We start from the raw sequence: 16,528 nt of genomic DNA on the forward strand, positions 1-16,528 counted from the left end.
AATATTTATAGTTAACCTCAAGAACCAACTTACTAAGTAAATTCAATATGTTGTTCTTGCATAGTTTTTAATTTTTACAGAAGAAACACTCCCTGTCTATGCAAAACATGAATGCGACTCGTAAATTTAACCGTGAAATTGGAAAATAATAAGAAAAGACAGCCATGGGAATTCCCCTTATTCACCAAGAGGATAAGGTGAAAAAAATTTTAATAATTTTTCAATAAAAATCTGGTACTTAGCTCAACGATCTAATTGACTATTTATGACCCATTTACAAGCAAATCATGTCTTTTATGATTTGATTAGTGTCACAATAATTATAACAATGAGGGCAGTATGAGTCGAGGCGGAAAAAGAGTCGGTGCAGGACGTCCCGCGGGCAGTAATATGGCGAAGCCACCAAAACCATTCGTGTTCCTATTTCACGTATTACTGAAATCAAGGACTACTTGTTAGAGCAACTACGAGCATTCCCTTTTATAGCTCCAAAGTTCGGGCAGGTTTTCCCTCCCCTGCTGATGATTATATCGAATCTTATCTCGATTTAAACGAACATATCGTTAAACGCCCTGCTTCTACCTTCTTTTTAATTACTGAAGGGGATTCCATGACTGATGCCGGAATTCAACCAGGTGACATGTTAAAGGAGCCCAGAGAAAAGAAAGATCAGTTTCTCTTCTATCAATTCACTACACCAGAAGCTCAAAGATTATAATCCAAACCTAGTGATTATTGATCACTTGCAGTACTGCTGCTTGATCAGAAAAAAAATAACGAAGGTTTCCAATTTGTTGGTAAGTCTCATGTCCTTTGCCCGAAATTAAGATAATATCATCTTTCTCGGCTAAACTTATCGCCTTGGTAATTGCTTGTTGCCGATCGACAATTTTCACAACTCGTGATGGATCAGCAACGCCAGCTTCAACGTCTTTAATAATAGTCATGGGATCTTCTGTGCGTGGATTATCACTGGTGATGATAGCTATATCACTATATTGTTCGGCAATTTTTCCCATGATGGGACGTTTGGTTTTATCCCTGTCCCCTCCACAACCAAAAACGACTAAAAGACGATTTTTTTTCATTTTGTTCAACGTCATTAGCACGTTTTTCAATGCATCCGGAGTGTGGGCATAATCAACAATAATATAAGGTTCTTGAGAGACAATTTCCATTCGACCATGAGCTGCTTGCAATTTACTCATAACAGAAGCAATTGTTTCGATCGAGTAATCATTGACTGCTAAACTCGAAAATATTGCCAGCGCATTATAAATATTAAAAAAACCTAACGCATCTATTTTTAACTGCAGTTGTCCCCAAGGAGATAAAATATCAAAGCTTGTTCCAGCTAAGCTGACTTCCCAATCCAAAGCTCTTACATCTGCTTCTTCTTTAATCCCATAACTGACAATTTGACACGATTTTGCTGTTATGGCCTCTCTCATTAACTGACAATACAAGTCATCCTGATTGATAATGGCTGATTTTAACGTAGGTTTGGCAAACAATAATGCTTTCGCGTTGGCATAAGCCTCCATAGTGCGGTGATAGTCTAGGTGCTCATGCGTAAGATTGGTAAAAATGGCTTGATGAAAATCAATGCCATCCACACGGTGCTGACACAGTGCATGTGACGACACTTCCATACATACCTGCTGAACAGCATTCTGTTGATAATCTGCTAAAAGATGCTGCAAACACAATGCGTCAGGCGTTGTATTCCCCAATTCTTTAAGCGCTGAAATTTTACCCTGCCCGAGAGTGCCAATATAAGCAGAATGTTGTCCTAACAACTCATAGGCTTGAGCCAATTGGTAAGCAATCGTTGTTTTTCCGTTCGTTCCAGTGACACCCGTTACTGTTAATTTTTTTGCAGGATAATTATAAAAATGACTGGCAATGTCGCCCAGTTTTTCAGCCAGATGGTTTAGGGGGATACAAATAACATCTTTAGGTAACTTATCCGTTGGCCAGTTAGCCGGTTCGTATACAATCGCAGAAGCACCTGCTGTAACTGCCTGCGGAATAAACAAACGACCATCGGTACTTGCCCCAGGATAAGCAAGAAATAAACAACCGGGTTTAATATGACGACTATCATTATGCAATCTTAAGATTTCGCAATCAGGAAAAGTGTGGTCTATCCAGGGACGCATTAATTCAGCCAGTTTCATTTTCAATCTCACATTGTTGTTTTATCAGGAGGAATCTCTAATATTCGTAATGCTCCAGACATCACCTGTGCAAAAAGAGGAGCCGCTACTGCTGCCCCATAATAACTGGTTTTTGTTGGTTCATGAATGACTACCACCACAACCAATTTTGGGTTTGACACAGGTGCGATACCAACAAAGCTTGCAATATGCCGATTTGCTTCGTAACCATTTTTCCCAGCTATACGCGCCGTACCAGTTTTACCTGCAACCCGATAACCTGGAATCCTTGCCTGCTTACCTGTCCCTTCATTACCCAGTACTGCTTCCATCATTGCTAAAATTTGCTCTGCTGTTTTTTCATTAACAACTTGCTCACCTGGTGTCGTTGGTTGATTATGGAGTAATGTGACAGGCAATGAACGCCCTTTATTTGCAAAAATAAGATAACCTTTGGCCATTTGTAGAGCGGTTACTGAAAGACCATAACCAAACCCCAAGGTTGCTAATACAAAAGGGTTGGCATCTTTTGCATTGACGATACTACCATCACTTTCTCCGGGATAACCACTCTCTGTACGTTGTCCAAACCCGCTTCGCTGCAATAAACCTATTAATTGTTCCGGTGGGCTTTGTAAAATCATCTTCGTAATACCCACATTACTGGAGTGCTGTAAAACCCCTGTAACATCCAACACACCATAATTATGAACATCCCGAACAGTGTGTCCATGTACTATCATCCAGCTAGGGCGGGTATCAATAATAGTATTTGGTGTAAACAAACCTGTACTAAGAGCACTCGCAATACTAAATGGTTTTATAACTGAACCAGGTTCAAATGTATCAGTGATAGCTTTATTGCGATAGCTGTCTCGGGTATAACGTTCACGGGCATTTGGATTAAAAGAGGGTGCATTAGCCGCTGCAAGAATTTCGCCATTTGTCGCATCTACTACTACAACCGATCCTGATTTTGCAGCAAATTTTTCCAGCGTATTTTGTAATTCGTGATAGGCTAAATATTGAATGCGATTATCAATACTTAATACTAGATCGTGGCCTGGGCGGGGTTCTTTTATCACGCCAAGCTCTTCAATAATTTGTCCCATTCTATCTTTTAAAACACGTTTTTTACCATTTATTCCCATAAGCCAATCTTGATAGGCAAGTTCTAAACCTTCAATTCCAATATCATCAATGTTAGTAAATCCCAATAATTGTGCAGTACTATCTACTGCCGGATAATAGCGCTTGAATTCTTGTTGAAAATTAACACCAGGGATTTTTAATTGCTCAATTTTTCTCGCAACCATAGGAGGTAATTGCCGGCGCAAATATAAAAACTCCCGAGTTCTAGCTTTCTGCACACGCTTTAACAAAATTTTTGTGGGAATATTCACTAAACGGGACAGCTCAGTTAACTGTTGTGCATTTGCCGAAAAAACCTGAGGATTTAACCAGACCGATTGTACGGGTGTACTCACAGCGAGAGGCGTTCCTTGACGATCGGTAATCATGCCACGATAGGCAGGAATCTCCACAATCCTCACACTGCGAGCATTACCCTGGACCTGAAGAAATTGCCGGTGCAAAATGGTCAAATCAACCATTCGCCACAGCAAAGCCATCAAGAGTACAATAAAAAAGAGTGACACAACCGAAAGGCGTGCCAAAACACCTTTGGCTTTCATTGGTTTTGCAACACATAGGTATTTTTATCTGCTGGCAGTTTCATTTGTAATTTTTCAACTGCTAGCGCTTCCACTCGTCCAGGAGTAGAAAGGCTTGCTTGTTCCAGCAAAAGTTGCCCCCACTGTAATTGCAATTGATGGGCATGCTGCTCCATACGTTGTAATTCACTAAAGACAATTCGATGTTCGTTGGTGACATAGACAACCGTTAATGCACTTACCAACACCGCAAGCAACAAAGTTAACATAAAACAAAGCTGTTTTGAGAGACGCATATCTAATAAGTGCCCATTGAAAAGATTGCTCTGATGAATCGCTCTAGCTGCTGCGTTCATGCTATTTTCTCCCCTATTCTTAAAACTGCACTGCGAGCTCTGACATTCGCTTTAATTTCGTCATCACTTGCTTTTATCGCCTTACCTATTTTTTTAAAATTCGTTTTAATATCTTCATTTCGTACAGGCACAGAAGCGGGTAATCTTAATCCCTGCGCCTTGTCTCGCATAAACTGTTTAACTATCCGGTCTTCCAAAGAATGAAAACTAATGACAACCAAACGACCCCCTATCGCCAATACATCAATTGCAGTTTCCAAGCATTTGGTTAAATCACTTAACTCTTGATTAACGTGAATCCGTATGGCTTGAAAAACACGCGTTGCTGGATGTTTGTGTTTTTCCCATTTTGGATTAGCCTGTTTCACAATTTCAGCGAGCTCTTCTGTCGTTGTAATTGGACCTTCGGCTCTTGCTGCCACAATTGCCCGAGCAATTCTTCCAGCAAACCGTTCCTCACCATATTCCCTAAAAATAGCTGCCATCTCATCAGCTTCTGCTTCATTAATAAATTGTGCTGCAGTTAGATTTTGCTCAAGATCCATGCGCATATCTAAAGGTCCTTGCTGCATGAAGCTAAAACCGCGAATCGGATTATCCAATTGTGGGGATGACACCCCCAAATCCAGCAAAACGCCATCAACTTTACCGTAGACATCTTCTTTTTTTGCAAAATCCGCAAGCTTGGCAAATGAACCTTGATAAATTTGAAAACGTTTATCTTCGGCAAAATGCTCTTTTGCATAGGCAATTGCCTCAGGATCCTTGTCAATAGCGAGCAATCTTCCTGACTCGGATAACTGCTGCAAAATGGCGCGACTGTGACCACCACGACCGAAGGTTCCATCAATATAGGTTCCTTCTGCCCTGATAGCCAAACCTTCTAATGCTTCATGCAACAAAACAGATTGATGCGCCATGATTTTGCTTTCCACTACAAAGAAAAAGTTTTCATTTCATCGGGCAACCCACCACCCTCACCAGATGCTTCGTCAGCTAGCCACTTCTCACGTCTGGATTGCCACAATGATTCATCCCATACTTCAAATTTATTACCTTGCCCTATCATGACTACCCGCTTATCGAGATGGGCATAATCTCTCAATAAGGGAGGCAGCAGCACGCGCCCGTTACTATCCAATTCCACATCTGTTGCATGCCCGATTAAAAGTCGTTGAATTCGCCGGGCAGCCGCATTAAAACTGGGAAGACTCTGCAACTTGTCTTCAATGATTTGCCACTCAGCCGCTGGATATAACAGCAAACAGGTTTCCTCAGTGTCTATTGTCACCACCAACAGTGCCTTCTCATGGCCACCTGCCAACGTGTCGCGATAGCGCGTTGGTACAGTTAGACGGCCTTTTCCGTCAATTGTGATGGCATTAATTCCGCGAAACATAGTCTTCTTTTTTGTGGTGGTTTTCAAATCCCCCCACAATTCTCCACTTTTTTGATATTTTAACCCACTTTTATACACTATAGAAACACTATTTCCCAAGCGTCAACCCCAAAAGTTATTTTTTTTAACAAAAAAAATCCAAGGGTAGTCCCCCAATAGAATATATGAATAAAATTAATTCATATTGTTATTTTTCAATACCAAAGGATTGATTTAGGTAACTAAAATGAATGCTTTGAATAAAATAGAGTTACAACTGATCTACAGTACTGGAGTTATTATTTAACTTGCGTCAATATCTGTCTTTATGCAGGCTCCAGTGAACCTGCTACTAACATTAGATTTACAATGCTTATATATTTAATCCCGCAGCCAATCGTATACCTTGTAATACCAAATCGGGGACAAGATAATCGTAAATATCTTGTTTATCAAATAAAGACGCAAACCCACCTGTTGCCAACACCAAAACCTCCTGGTTAGCAAATGCCTCTTCTTTAATCCGGGTAATTAATTCACGGCAAGCCCCTAAAGCCCCATAAAATACGCCGGATTGAATACTTTCAATCGTGGAGCGGCCTACCACTTGTTCAGTTTTAACAATTTCAACTGGCGGGAGTTTCGCAGTTTTGTTAGCTAACGCATCTACAGATAAACGCACCCCGGGCAGAATGGCGCCGCCTAAATACATTTTTTGCGCCGTAATAACACAAAACGTCGTAGCTGTACCAAAATCAATAACAACAATATTTTTCCCTGGATAAGCATGGGTTGCGGCAATCGCATTCGCGATTCTGTCAGCCCCCACCTCGACCGGATTTCGATATTTAATATTTAAGCCCGTTTTTACTCCCGCCTGGAGAAAAAACGGTTCTACCGAGAAATATTTAACACACGCTGAACGTAAGGAATAATCCAATTGCGGTACTACGGAACAAATAGCAATTTCATTAATAGCTTCGGGCGAGCACTGATTCTCACGTAAAACGGATTTAAGGAAAATACCTAATTCGTCTGAAGTACTTACCTGCGAAGTATGGCGAAATCGAAGACGAATCTCTTCTCCGGCAAATACACCGCCATAGATATGAGAATTACCAACATCAATACAAAGCATCATGAGCTTAAACTCAGCGACTAGAAAAGCGCGATCGTAAGTCTACTTGCGAGAATAAATCAAGAGAAAATGAAAAAAGTCGATCGATAAGCCGGGTTCTGTCTTGGACAATCATTCATCTAGGGCTTATGTCACCATAAACCTCGAGCGACCTACCCGAATCCCGTACGGGTCATACGTTCCGGCTTTACAGCAAGATGGATTCCTATTTGGTCTTGCTCCCAGTGGGGTTTACCCTGCCACGACTGTTGCCAATCGCGCGGTGCGCTCTTACCGCACCATTTCACCCTTACCTTACTGTCGCTAAGCTTTCAGTAAGGCGGTATATTTTCTGTGGCACTTTCCGTAGGCTCACGCCTCCCAGGCGTTACCTGGCACTTTACCCTGTGGAGCCCGGACTTTCCTCTTTTTACCGAAGTAAAAAGCGATTGCCTGATCGACTTTGTAATCAATACTAGCAGAGTGAATAGCAAAAAACCAGGAAATCCTGGTTTTTGCTATGGCTGAAAAGCTATTTATTAACCGCGCGTTCCAATAAACTCATCGTCAAAATAGCGCTTTAACTTCGTACGTAAAGTACCACGACTTACGCCAAGTACCCTGGCAGCCTTTGACTGGTTATAACGGGTAAGCTCCATTACTGTGCGAAACAAAGGAGCTTCAACCTCTTCAACAATTAATTGATACAGATTGAGGTTGCCATCTTTACTACCAACGTTATTCAAATAGCCTTTAACAGCACCAACAACTTGTTGGGTTAATGCTTCATTATATTGCTCAACTTGTTGCATAACTGCACTCATTATCCTCTCCACATCCAAAGTAAAATAACCTGATAAGTCATATAACGACCATCATGATCGATATACTATCAAATATCACAAAGTATGTAAACATTGTTTTAATGATATTCATTTCTTAAGGGAAGCTTAAGTAAAAATGAAGATTTTTTCAAGCAATTTTTGCACGAACGACCCATTTAGGAGACATTAGTAATATTTTTTTACAGTTTTTTTACTCAGGAATTTTAAAAAAGAAGAATAATGACTGCATTCCCATCCAGGAAGAGGAATTCTGAATTCTCCCCATGAGGGTTGGAGATTAGCAAGTAACATTTTCTTATCGGCCTATAAGACTGTCCCTGACTGCTCACAGTAAAGAATACTTTGACTTTCTTTACTTAATTTACCATTATGCTGGGTCTCTCTATAGAGAGATTTGGAAAATTATAATAAGGATTTGAAATGAAGGATTTAAAACACATTGCAATTGTTTTTTTATTATTAGGAACTGGATGCAACTATGCTGGTACCATGGGAACAATCTGTACTCCTGATAATGCTACGGTTCCCTGTAAGACAAGTGCCTGGGATTTTGGCATTGAGGCTTTGTATTTGAAATCACTCTACAACAACAATAATTTAAGTGCTTTCAATATAGGTAGCGCTAGTGGCACAAGAATTTATGATGAATTAGAGTATGATTTCGAATGGGGATTTCGCGTTGAAGGTTCTTATCATTTCGGTACAGGGAGTGATTTAAATCTTAATTGGACCCATTGGCGGGATGATAATCAACTTCGATTAGCGCCACCACCAGCCCGTGCTGCTATTGATTTAACTGCGCAATTGCGGACTACTTTATATGGCGATGCCAAACTGGATGCAATAAATTTAGAATGGGCACAACATGTCGACTTTGGCGAATATAAAAATATTCGTTTCCATGCCGGGTTTCAATATGCCGCATTAGAGGCCTCTCTTACAACCAATCAAACAATTTCAGGAGCGACGGGCGAACTGGCTGGGTCTAACGGAACAACCTCGGTTACTGAAAAATTTGAACAAGATGCTTTTGGGCCACGTGTAGGCGCAGATTTATCCTATGACTTTAACAACAAATTTGCCCTTTATGGGAATGTCGCCGCAGCACTTTTAGTGGGCAGAAATAAATACTCTAATAATGCTCCTTTTAGCGACTTTGATAGACCTGTTCACTCTGTATACACTAGTCTTGTTCCTGAATTGGAGGCCAAAGTAGGAGGCGAATATACTTGGAGTTTAACTCAAGGTATTCTCTCCGTTAATGCCGGTTATATGGTTGTTAACTACTTTAATGCCTTCCATCAAAGTAATTTGGATCTCGATACCATTCAAGAAATTAGGTACAACAGCGATTTTGGCCTACACGGACCTTATGCTGGCATCAAATGGATAGGTAACATCTAGTTCGAACTTATTCTAGTGAAGGTTTTTTACTTAAATAACCTTCACTATTAACAAAACAGAATGCGTTATATTTGCTTTGATAGATTAATCCTCTACCGTAAAACTTTCTCCACATCCACACTGGCCTTTTTGATTGGGGTTATCAAAAACAAATTTATAATTTAATCCCTGTCGAACATAATCGACCTTCATCCCTTTAAGGTAAGGGTAGCTTGATTTATCGATACAAACGACATAGTCCTCTGTTAAAAATTGCACGATGTCATTGTCTTGAGGGGATTGAACGTAATCTACCACATAGGATAACCCTGAACACCCGGTTTTTTTTACTGATAAGCGAATTCCTTTGCTTTCTTTTTGTTTGCTTAGATAAGACAAAATATGCTCTCTGGCAGCCTCGCTTAGGGTAACGCCAGATGCCAAATCACTTGTGTGCTGCATTACTTCAGACATTTATCATTCCCCTTTTAACTTTAATTTCATACGCTTTACTACTTCTTGATAACCATCCTCGATTTGCAATGCAACAGGATATCGAGTTCTAGGTATTTCTAACTGATTAACTAGCCACAAGTAATCAAATTGTGGGTGTTCTTGGATATTATTTCCCTCAAGCCGACGACAAACTAACTCTGCAGCAGCAACTAGATAAGGATTCCCATAAGCTTTAAATCGAGCTTTAAGTATTAATCCCTGCCTGTCACACTGCAAATAAAAGTCAAATACATCACCTCGTCCTGGCTCTCCACCGCGGTAATACACGCTTAAAGGTTCAGTTAAATCGATAACTCCAACATGTTGAGGCGAAAAAAAACAACCCTCTAAAAGATCATTATACATCATAGTGGTGATATTTCTTGCAAACGGCCAACCTGGCGACAAATTATTGTAATAGCCTGCTTTATCTGCTCTTCCGTAGTAAAGCGACCACAGGAAATACGTACTGAACTGAAAGCTGCCTCATCATCTAACCCCAATGCCCTCAATACGTAGGAAGGCTGTAAGCTAGCTGAAGCACAAGCTGATGTGGTGGAAATTGCTAATTCACGTAAGGCTAATAGCAATGAATCTCCCTCCACGCCTGCAAATGTTACATTTAAATTACCTGCTATTCGTTTATCTTCATGTCCATTCAAACGTAGGCCCGGAAGGTGCTTAATCCCTTCCCATAACTGTTGACGTAAATGCAATATACGCGCTTGCTCTTCAATCCTTGCAACATCTGCTAACACAAAAGCCTCAGCCATTCCAACAATTTGATGGGTAGCGAGCGTCCCAGAACGCAGTCCACCTTCATGTCTTCCCCCAAAAGATTGAGGTTGCAAACGTACTCTGGGCTTATGACGAACATACAAAGCTCCAACTCCTTTAGGGCCATAATTTTTATGAGCAGAAAAGGACATTAAATCCACTGCCATTTCATTTAAATTGATATCCAGCTTTCCTGCACTTTGTGCAGCATCGACGTGAAAAATTATACCTTTATCACGCAAAAACTCACCAATCATAGCAATATCTTGAATGACACCGATTTCATTATTGACATGCATAATAGACACTAAAATCGTATCTTCCCGTAGAGCCTGCTTTAGTTCATCAAAATTGAGTAGCCCATCAGGCTGTGGTTCCAAATAAGTAACATCGAATCCTTCTTTCTCCAGTTGATGAAAACTGTCAAGCACTGCTTTATGTTCCGTTTGCATTGTCACGGCGTGGCGACCCTTGCGTTGATAAAATTGGGCAGCGCCCAAAATTGCCAAATTATCCGCTTCGGTTGCGCCTGAGGTAAATACTATTTCCGCAGGTGAAGCATTAAAAATATCAGCGATTTGTTGACGGGCGTGTTCAACTGCTTCTGCAGCGCTTTTGCCATATATATGAGTGTTAGATGCAGGATTACCAAAAATGCCATCAGGACCTAAATAGTCCATCATTTTTTCGATCACACGAGGATCCACCGGTGTGGTTGCCATATAATCTAAATAAATCGGCAAATTGCCCATCTTTTAACTCCTATTGTTTGTAGCCATCCATGTTTTTTAGCTATCTATAATAACTATATGCTACGACTCACCAATAAATATAAAACGTTGTATTGCACATGAAAATAAGCGTCTTACTTGTTATTTAATGCCTTTTGAATATGACTCAAAATACCTCTCAAAATGGTGACTTCCATATATTCAAGTTTAGAACGATTAAATATTCGACGAATTCTTTGTAATAAACGTTTCGTAGGACGAGTTGGTTTTAAAAATTTGGTTGCCACCATCACTATTTTCAAATGTTCAAAAAACTGCTCGACTTCATCCGCAGTCGCCAAGCGGTCTGAACTCAGTCCTACTTCCGCCGCAGGGGATAACAGTTTCATGCGTAGTTCATATGCGATAATTTGCACAGCTTGGGATAAATTTAATGAACTGTATTCCGGATTACTCGGAATATTAATATGATAATGACTACGTAATAATTCTTCATTGGTTAATCCTGAATGCTCTCGACCAAAAAGGATGGCAATTTCAGTATTATCGGGTTGTCCTGCAACCATTGTGGAAAATTCAGAAGGCGTTAATCCAGGCAAAGCAATACCTCGGGGTCTTGCGCTCGTTGCAAAAATCAATTGGCAACCCTTTAAGGCTTCATCCAATGAATTTGTGACCACCACGTTATTCAATACATCATCTGCCCCAGCGGCCATTTCATAGGCTTTTTGGTGGGGAAAAGCTTTGGGCGAAACCAAATAAAGGTTACTAAATCCCATTGTTTTCATTGCTCTGGCTGTAGAACCAATATTGCCGGGATGGGAAGTGGCAATTAATACTATTCGTACTGTTGAAAAATTCATAAGGCAATCGACTTTTTAAGCGCCTTCAATTGTTATTTTGAAGCAAGGAGTACCTACAGGCATTAAGATGTTCAACATCATTAAAACAAAATTTTTGATGCGAATAATAACAATTTCAGGAATTTACTGTTAACAGGTGCAAACTATACATCAATGATTTCTCTCTGTACAAAAAAAAATGTGTTAGAATCGCTGATTTTGTGAAAACGAGCAAAATCCATGCAACCATTATTAAATATTGCTATTTCAGCTGCCCGCCTTGCCGGTGATATTATTATTCGTCATATGGAACAAATAGACAGGCTTAAAATAACTGCTAAAGACGGTGAGGAGTTCTTTAGTGAGGTCGATGTTAAAGCTGAGCAAGCGATAATAAATACCATTCATAAAGCATATCCTGACCATGGTATTATTGCTGAAGAAAGTGGTGTTTACAACGATGATGCAGAATCAGTATGGATAATTGATCCACTGGATGGGACAACCAATTATTTGCACGGCTTTCCATTTTTCTGTGTCTCGATTGCACTTCGGGTAAAAAACCGCATTGAACACGGCGTCGTTTACGACCCTTTACGTCATGAATGTTTTTCTGCCAGTCGCGGTCGGGGCGCCCAATTAAATGAACGTCGTATACGTGTTTCTAAAAAAACACAATTATCAGATGCCTTACTAGGGACTGGCTTCCCTTTCCGCAACTTAGCGATAGCTCGTCGTTATCTTCCTACTTTTGAAACCATGATTGGAAAATGCGCTGGCATTCGAAGAACGGGTTCTGCCGCCCTGGACCTTGCTTATGTCGCAAGTGGCCGTATTGATGGGTTCTGGGAATTTGGATTACGTCCCTGGGATATTGCTGCAGGTGCTTTATTGATAAAAGAAGCAGGAGGCTTAATTAGCAGTTTAGAAGGCGGTGAAGATTATATGAAACAAGGTGATGTTGCTGCAGGAACACCTAAGGTTTTCAAATCTTTACTGCAAACTTTAATGCCGGTTGTAAAGGCTTAAATAAGCTCAATGGTCCTGCGGACTAGCCGCAGGACGTAGGGATATTTGAGAGTAGCCTTGATGAAGCGACAGCATATCAAGGTTATTCTACTCCAGCACCCCTTGATGTAGCCCTAAAGCCAAAGGCAATCGTTCAGCCAAAGCGGTACCAAGATTTTTAGAAAATCGCTCCAGTACAGTTTGCTTATAAGTATAATCAATTACTTTTTCTAACTGCATTTTTTCGCGAACGATTTGACCGCTACTTGCAAAACCATCAATTAAACCTCGTGCTTTAGCTTGTTCCCCTGTCCAAAAAAGACCAGAGAAAGTCTCATCATCGATAAGAAGCCGCTCTCCCCGTCCAGCTTTTACCTTGGCTATAAATTGCTGATGAATATTATCCAACATTGTTTGCAATAATTGCACTTGCTGAGGTGTTTGCGGTGAAAATGGATCCATAAATCCTTTGTTTTTACCTGCTGTTTGCAAACGTCTGCTTATACCAAGTTTCTGCATAGCATCTACAAAACCAAATCCGTTGTACAATACGCCAATGGAACCAACAATACTGGATGGATTTGCATAAATTTCTTCAGCTCCGGCAGCAACATAGTAAGCGGCAGAGGCACACATATCGACACATACGGCATAAGTCTTAATATCTGGATATTTACTGCGGTAATATTGCAATGTGTTATACATGTAATCCGCTTGTACCGGACTTCCGCCTGGGCTATTAATGCGAATAATTAAAGCCTTTAGTCCAGTACTTTTATAAGCAGAATCCATTGCTTTGGCAAAATTCTCAGCCCCTGCCCCTTCGGTATCAAAGATAGTTCCGTTTAAATCAATTAACCCAACATGGGGTTTTAGCCGAACAGTCTTGTCTTCATCCCCATAACTGTAGACCTGATAAAATATAAAAAGCACAAACATAACAAACAAAATGCGCTTGATCCAACGCCAGTAACGTTGACGCCTCTGATCACGCATGTATTCAATAACTATTTGATTTAACAATACTTGTGAATCAGAATTAGAGGTTGGTGGAATATCATTCATTATAGTGGGTCACTTGATTTTTTATAAAGAACCCACATTTTACGGCAGGTAAGAAGTAATTTAAACATTCAATTAAGAGGGGTCATGTTATGCGGATGGATAAGCTCACCTCAAAATTTCAAATGGCTCTGGCTGATGCACAATCCTTAGCATTAGGTCGAGACAATAGTTTTATCGAACCTGAACATCTTATAAAAGCTTTACTTGATCAACAAGGAGGGAGCTTAAGACCCTTATTGACTAAAGCCGGCGTAAATTTGTCTCAATTACGCACTTCAATTGATCAAGCCTTGGATAAACTTCCCAAAGTTTCTGGAACTGGTGGAGAAATTCATATTTCTAATGCCTTGGGCCGTTTGCTGAATTTAACTGATAAATTAGCTCAACAGCGCAAGGATAGTTATATTTCCAGTGAATTATTTATTCTTGCTGCGATGGAAGAGAATGGAAGCCTTGCACGTCTATTAACACAGGCTGGTGCTAATAAACAAGCCCTAGAAAAAGCCATTAATGACATGCGTGGTGGTGAAACAGTTAATGATCCAAACGCTGAGGAACAACGCCAAGCCTTGGAAAAATATACCATTGATTTAACCGAGCGTGCCGAGCAAGGCAAACTCGATCCTGTTATAGGACGCGATGATGAAATTCGCCGTACTATTCAGGTTTTACAACGTCGGACTAAAAATAATCCTGTGCTCATTGGTGAGCCCGGGGTAGGTAAAACAGCAATCGTTGAAGGTCTGGCACAACGAATCGTTAATGGCGAAGTTCCAGAAGGCTTAAAAGACAAACGTTTATTATCGCTGGATATGGGAGCCCTAATCGCAGGCGCAAAATTTCGCGGTGAGTTTGAAGAGCGTTTAAAAGCCGTCTTGAATGATTTGGCAAAACAGGAAGGGCAAATTATTCTTTTTATTGACGAATTGCATACAATGGTCGGTGCTGGTAAAGCAGAAGGGGCGATGGATGCTGGCAATATGTTAAAACCATCCTTAGCGCGCGGAGAATTACATTGCATCGGAGCAACAACCCTGGATGAATATCGCCAATACATTGAAAAAGATGCAGCCCTCGAGCGCCGCTTCCAAAAAGTTTTTGTCGCTGAACCCAGCGTAGAAGATACCATTGCTATCTTGCGAGGCTTAAATGAGCGTTACGAAGTGCATCATGGTGTAGACATTACTGATCCTGCTATTGTTGCAGCAGCCACGTTATCCCATCGCTATATTAGCGATAGGCAACTTCCTGATAAAGCCATTGATTTGATTGATGAAGCAGCCAGCCAAATTCGCATGGAAATTGACTCCAAACCAGAAAGTTTAGATAAATTGGAAAGACGTCTAATTCAACTGAAAATTGAAAGGGAAGCACTCAAAAAAGAAAGCGATGAAGCCTCTAAAAAACGCTTGGAAGATTTGCAGCAACTTATTGATGAGCTGGAAAAAAATTACTCTGATTTGGAAGAGGTTTGGAAAGCCGAGAAAGCTACTTTACAAGGTGCCACCCACATTAAAGAAGCATTGGAGCAAGCTAAAATTGAATTGGAAACGGCAAGACGCGCTGGTGATTTAACCCGTATGTCAGAGCTGCAATATGGGCGAATTCCCGAGCTTGAAAAACAACTTTCTCAAGTGGCAGCAACAGAAACAAGTGAAACCAAACTCGTGCGAAACAAGGTGACAGAGGAGGAAATTGCCGAAGTAGTTTCCAAATGGACCGGTATTCCAGTAGCCAAAATGCTCGAGGGTGAAAAAGAAAAACTATTGCATATGGAAAAAGCCTTACATAAACGGGTAATTGGGCAAAATGAAGCGGTAGACGCCGTAGCGAACGCTATACGCCGCTCACGTGCCGGTCTTTCTGATCCGAAACGTCCAATTGGTTCGTTTCTATTTCTTGGGCCTACAGGAGTGGGTAAAACAGAACTTTGCAAAGCTTTGGCGACCTTTTTATTTGATACAGAAGAGGCCATGGTACGGATTGACATGTCTGAATTTATGGAGAAACATTCCGTTGCCAGACTGATAGGCGCGCCTCCTGGCTATGTCGGTTATGAGGAAGGGGGATATCTAACAGAAGCGATACGCCGTCGCCCTTACTCCGTTATTTTATTGGATGAAATTGAAAAAGCCCACAGCGATGTTTTTAATATTTTGTTACAAGTTTTAGACGATGGTCGTCTTACAGATGGGCAAGGCCGTACGGTCGATTTTCGTAATACTGTTATTGTCATGACCTCCAATTTAGGCTCTTCCCTTATTCATGATATGGGAAGCAAACTAGACTATGAGCAAATTAAAACGGCGGTCATGGATATTGTTAGCCAACATTTTAGGCCAGAATTCATTAACCGTATCGATGACACAGTGGTCTTCCATCCATTGGGCAAAGAACAAATAGCAGCAATTGCCTCTATTCAAATTGATTTGCTGCGTCAGCGTCTGGAACAGCAAAATATTACATTAGAACTAACGCCTGAAGCGCTGACTCATTTGGCTGAAGCAGGATTTGATCCAGTTTACGGTGCAAGACCTTTAAAACGAACGATTCAGCAAAAACTTGAAAACCCTTTGGCACAGGCGTTATTAACGGGTCAATTTAAATCTGGAGACGAAATTAAAGTCTCTTGGAAAGAGGACCGGCTACACTTCAAAGCCAAGTAGGTAGACGTAGATAAAAAGAAAGCGTTATGTTAC

Annotated in this window: 15 protein-coding genes, 1 other RNA gene and 1 pseudogene; 4 read left to right on the forward strand and 13 right to left on the reverse strand. The window is 40.7% G+C overall.

Annotated elements, in window-relative coordinates; translation table 11 throughout:
* Positions 1 to 529: 529 nt before the first annotated feature.
* Positions 530 to 586: pseudogene (locus Ljam_RS15695) on the forward strand (hypothetical protein); the annotation flags it as partial.
* 139 nt (positions 587 to 725) lie between these two features.
* Here the strand turns inward: Ljam_RS15695 and Ljam_RS06995 are convergent.
* The 8 genes from Ljam_RS06995 to Ljam_RS07025 all read right to left on the reverse strand — a co-directional run bounded on the left by Ljam_RS06995 (position 726) and on the right by Ljam_RS07025 (position 7,507).
* Positions 726 to 2,180: a UDP-N-acetylmuramoyl-L-alanyl-D-glutamate--2,6-diaminopimelate ligase gene (locus Ljam_RS06995; RefSeq protein WP_058449404.1), complete on the reverse strand. Its 1,455-nt coding sequence runs from the start codon at positions 2,178 to 2,180 to the stop codon at positions 726 to 728.
* Positions 2,181 to 2,188: 8 nt separating this feature from the next.
* The gene (locus tag Ljam_RS07000; RefSeq protein WP_058449405.1) at positions 2,189 to 3,853 is read right to left on the reverse strand and encodes a peptidoglycan D,D-transpeptidase FtsI family protein; all 1,665 of its coding nucleotides are present in this window, start codon (positions 3,851 to 3,853) and stop codon (positions 2,189 to 2,191) included.
* Positions 3,850 to 4,188, reverse strand: coding sequence for a cell division protein FtsL (gene ftsL, locus Ljam_RS07005; protein WP_058449406.1), 339 nt, complete (start codon positions 4,186 to 4,188; stop codon positions 3,850 to 3,852). Before ftsL ends, Ljam_RS07000 begins: the two co-directional genes overlap by 4 nt.
* Positions 4,185 to 5,111, reverse strand: coding sequence for a 16S rRNA (cytosine(1402)-N(4))-methyltransferase RsmH (rsmH, locus tag Ljam_RS07010; protein WP_131762383.1), 927 nt, complete (start codon positions 5,109 to 5,111; stop codon positions 4,185 to 4,187). The genes ftsL and rsmH overlap by 4 nt, the downstream gene beginning before the upstream one ends.
* Before the next feature lie 11 nt (positions 5,112 to 5,122).
* On the reverse strand, positions 5,123 to 5,587 hold the full coding sequence (gene mraZ, locus Ljam_RS07015; RefSeq protein WP_058450756.1) for a division/cell wall cluster transcriptional repressor MraZ: 465 nt from the start codon (positions 5,585 to 5,587) through the stop codon (positions 5,123 to 5,125).
* A gap of 352 nt (positions 5,588 to 5,939) precedes the next feature.
* Positions 5,940 to 6,707 (reverse strand): type III pantothenate kinase, encoded by a 768-nt coding sequence (locus Ljam_RS07020; protein WP_058449408.1) that lies wholly within the window; start codon positions 6,705 to 6,707, stop codon positions 5,940 to 5,942.
* 68 nt (positions 6,708 to 6,775) lie between these two features.
* Positions 6,776 to 7,148: RNase P RNA component class A (gene rnpB, locus Ljam_RS14740), an RNA gene on the reverse strand.
* 74 nt (positions 7,149 to 7,222) lie between these two features.
* Complete coding sequence (locus Ljam_RS07025; RefSeq protein WP_058449409.1) at positions 7,223 to 7,507, reverse strand: helix-turn-helix domain-containing protein; 285 nt, start codon at positions 7,505 to 7,507, stop codon at positions 7,223 to 7,225.
* Between the two features lie 441 nt (positions 7,508 to 7,948).
* On the opposite strand from Ljam_RS07025, the gene Ljam_RS07030 reads away from it, so the two are divergent.
* A complete protein-coding gene (locus Ljam_RS07030; protein WP_058449410.1) occupies positions 7,949 to 8,932 on the forward strand; it encodes an Lpg1974 family pore-forming outer membrane protein in 984 nt (327 codons plus the stop codon).
* Between the two features lie 84 nt (positions 8,933 to 9,016).
* On the opposite strand, the gene Ljam_RS07035 is transcribed toward Ljam_RS07030, so the two are convergent.
* From Ljam_RS07035 to Ljam_RS07050, 4 genes are all read right to left on the reverse strand, one after another.
* Positions 9,017 to 9,385 (reverse strand): HesB/IscA family protein, encoded by a 369-nt coding sequence (locus tag Ljam_RS07035; protein ID WP_058449411.1) that lies wholly within the window; start codon positions 9,383 to 9,385, stop codon positions 9,017 to 9,019.
* A gap of 3 nt (positions 9,386 to 9,388) precedes the next feature.
* Complete coding sequence (locus tag Ljam_RS07040; protein WP_082651596.1) at positions 9,389 to 9,775, reverse strand: iron-sulfur cluster assembly scaffold protein; 387 nt, start codon at positions 9,773 to 9,775, stop codon at positions 9,389 to 9,391.
* Positions 9,772 to 10,935: an IscS subfamily cysteine desulfurase gene (locus Ljam_RS07045; protein WP_058449413.1), complete on the reverse strand. Its 1,164-nt coding sequence runs from the start codon at positions 10,933 to 10,935 to the stop codon at positions 9,772 to 9,774. The genes Ljam_RS07040 and Ljam_RS07045 overlap by 4 nt, the downstream gene beginning before the upstream one ends.
* A 113-nt stretch (positions 10,936 to 11,048) precedes the next feature.
* Positions 11,049 to 11,777: an RNA methyltransferase gene (locus Ljam_RS07050; protein ID WP_058449414.1), complete on the reverse strand. Its 729-nt coding sequence runs from the start codon at positions 11,775 to 11,777 to the stop codon at positions 11,049 to 11,051.
* A 219-nt stretch (positions 11,778 to 11,996) separates the two neighbouring features.
* Here Ljam_RS07050 and Ljam_RS07055 point away from each other — a divergent pair, with 219 nt between their 5' ends.
* On the forward strand, positions 11,997 to 12,785 hold the full coding sequence (locus Ljam_RS07055; protein ID WP_058449415.1) for an inositol monophosphatase family protein: 789 nt from the start codon (positions 11,997 to 11,999) through the stop codon (positions 12,783 to 12,785).
* An 87-nt stretch (positions 12,786 to 12,872) separates the two neighbouring features.
* Here the strand turns inward: Ljam_RS07055 and Ljam_RS07060 are convergent, their stop codons facing one another.
* Entirely contained in the window at positions 12,873 to 13,832 is a 960-nt protein-coding gene (locus Ljam_RS07060; RefSeq protein ID WP_058449416.1) for a S49 family peptidase, read from the reverse strand.
* 86 nt (positions 13,833 to 13,918) lie between these two features.
* Between Ljam_RS07060 and clpB the strand changes: the two genes are divergently transcribed.
* Positions 13,919 to 16,495, forward strand: a complete 2,577-nt coding sequence (gene clpB, locus Ljam_RS07065; protein ID WP_058449417.1) for an ATP-dependent chaperone ClpB — start codon at positions 13,919 to 13,921, stop codon at positions 16,493 to 16,495.
* Positions 16,496 to 16,528: the final 33 nt, after the last annotated feature.

It is taken from the genome of Legionella jamestowniensis (assembly GCF_001467745.1).
GTDB lineage: Bacteria > Pseudomonadota > Gammaproteobacteria > Legionellales > Legionellaceae > Tatlockia > Tatlockia jamestowniensis.

Coding starts and splice junctions, on each gene's coding strand:
- Ljam_RS07050 (WP_058449414.1), bottom strand. CDS start 11,777: ATGAATTTTTCAACAGTACGAATAGTATTAATTGCCACTTCCCATCCC.
- clpB (WP_058449417.1), top strand. CDS start 13,919: ATGCGGATGGATAAGCTCACCTCAAAATTTCAAATGGCTCTGGCTGAT.
- Ljam_RS07055 (WP_058449415.1), top strand. CDS start 11,997: ATGCAACCATTATTAAATATTGCTATTTCAGCTGCCCGCCTTGCCGGT.
- Ljam_RS07035 (WP_058449411.1), bottom strand. CDS start 9,385: ATGTCTGAAGTAATGCAGCACACAAGTGATTTGGCATCTGGCGTTACC.
- Ljam_RS07040 (WP_082651596.1), bottom strand. CDS start 9,775: ATGATGTATAATGATCTTTTAGAGGGTTGTTTTTTTTCGCCTCAACAT.
- mraZ (WP_058450756.1), bottom strand. CDS start 5,587: ATGTTTCGCGGAATTAATGCCATCACAATTGACGGAAAAGGCCGTCTA.
- Ljam_RS07030 (WP_058449410.1), top strand. CDS start 7,949: ATGAAGGATTTAAAACACATTGCAATTGTTTTTTTATTATTAGGAACT.
- Ljam_RS07000 (WP_058449405.1), bottom strand. CDS start 3,853: ATGAAAGCCAAAGGTGTTTTGGCACGCCTTTCGGTTGTGTCACTCTTT.
- Ljam_RS07025 (WP_058449409.1), bottom strand. CDS start 7,507: ATGAGTGCAGTTATGCAACAAGTTGAGCAATATAATGAAGCATTAACC.
- Ljam_RS07045 (WP_058449413.1), bottom strand. CDS start 10,935: ATGGGCAATTTGCCGATTTATTTAGATTATATGGCAACCACACCGGTG.
- Ljam_RS06995 (WP_058449404.1), bottom strand. CDS start 2,180: ATGAAACTGGCTGAATTAATGCGTCCCTGGATAGACCACACTTTTCCT.
- Ljam_RS07020 (WP_058449408.1), bottom strand. CDS start 6,707: ATGATGCTTTGTATTGATGTTGGTAATTCTCATATCTATGGCGGTGTA.
- ftsL (WP_058449406.1), bottom strand. CDS start 4,188: ATGAACGCAGCAGCTAGAGCGATTCATCAGAGCAATCTTTTCAATGGG.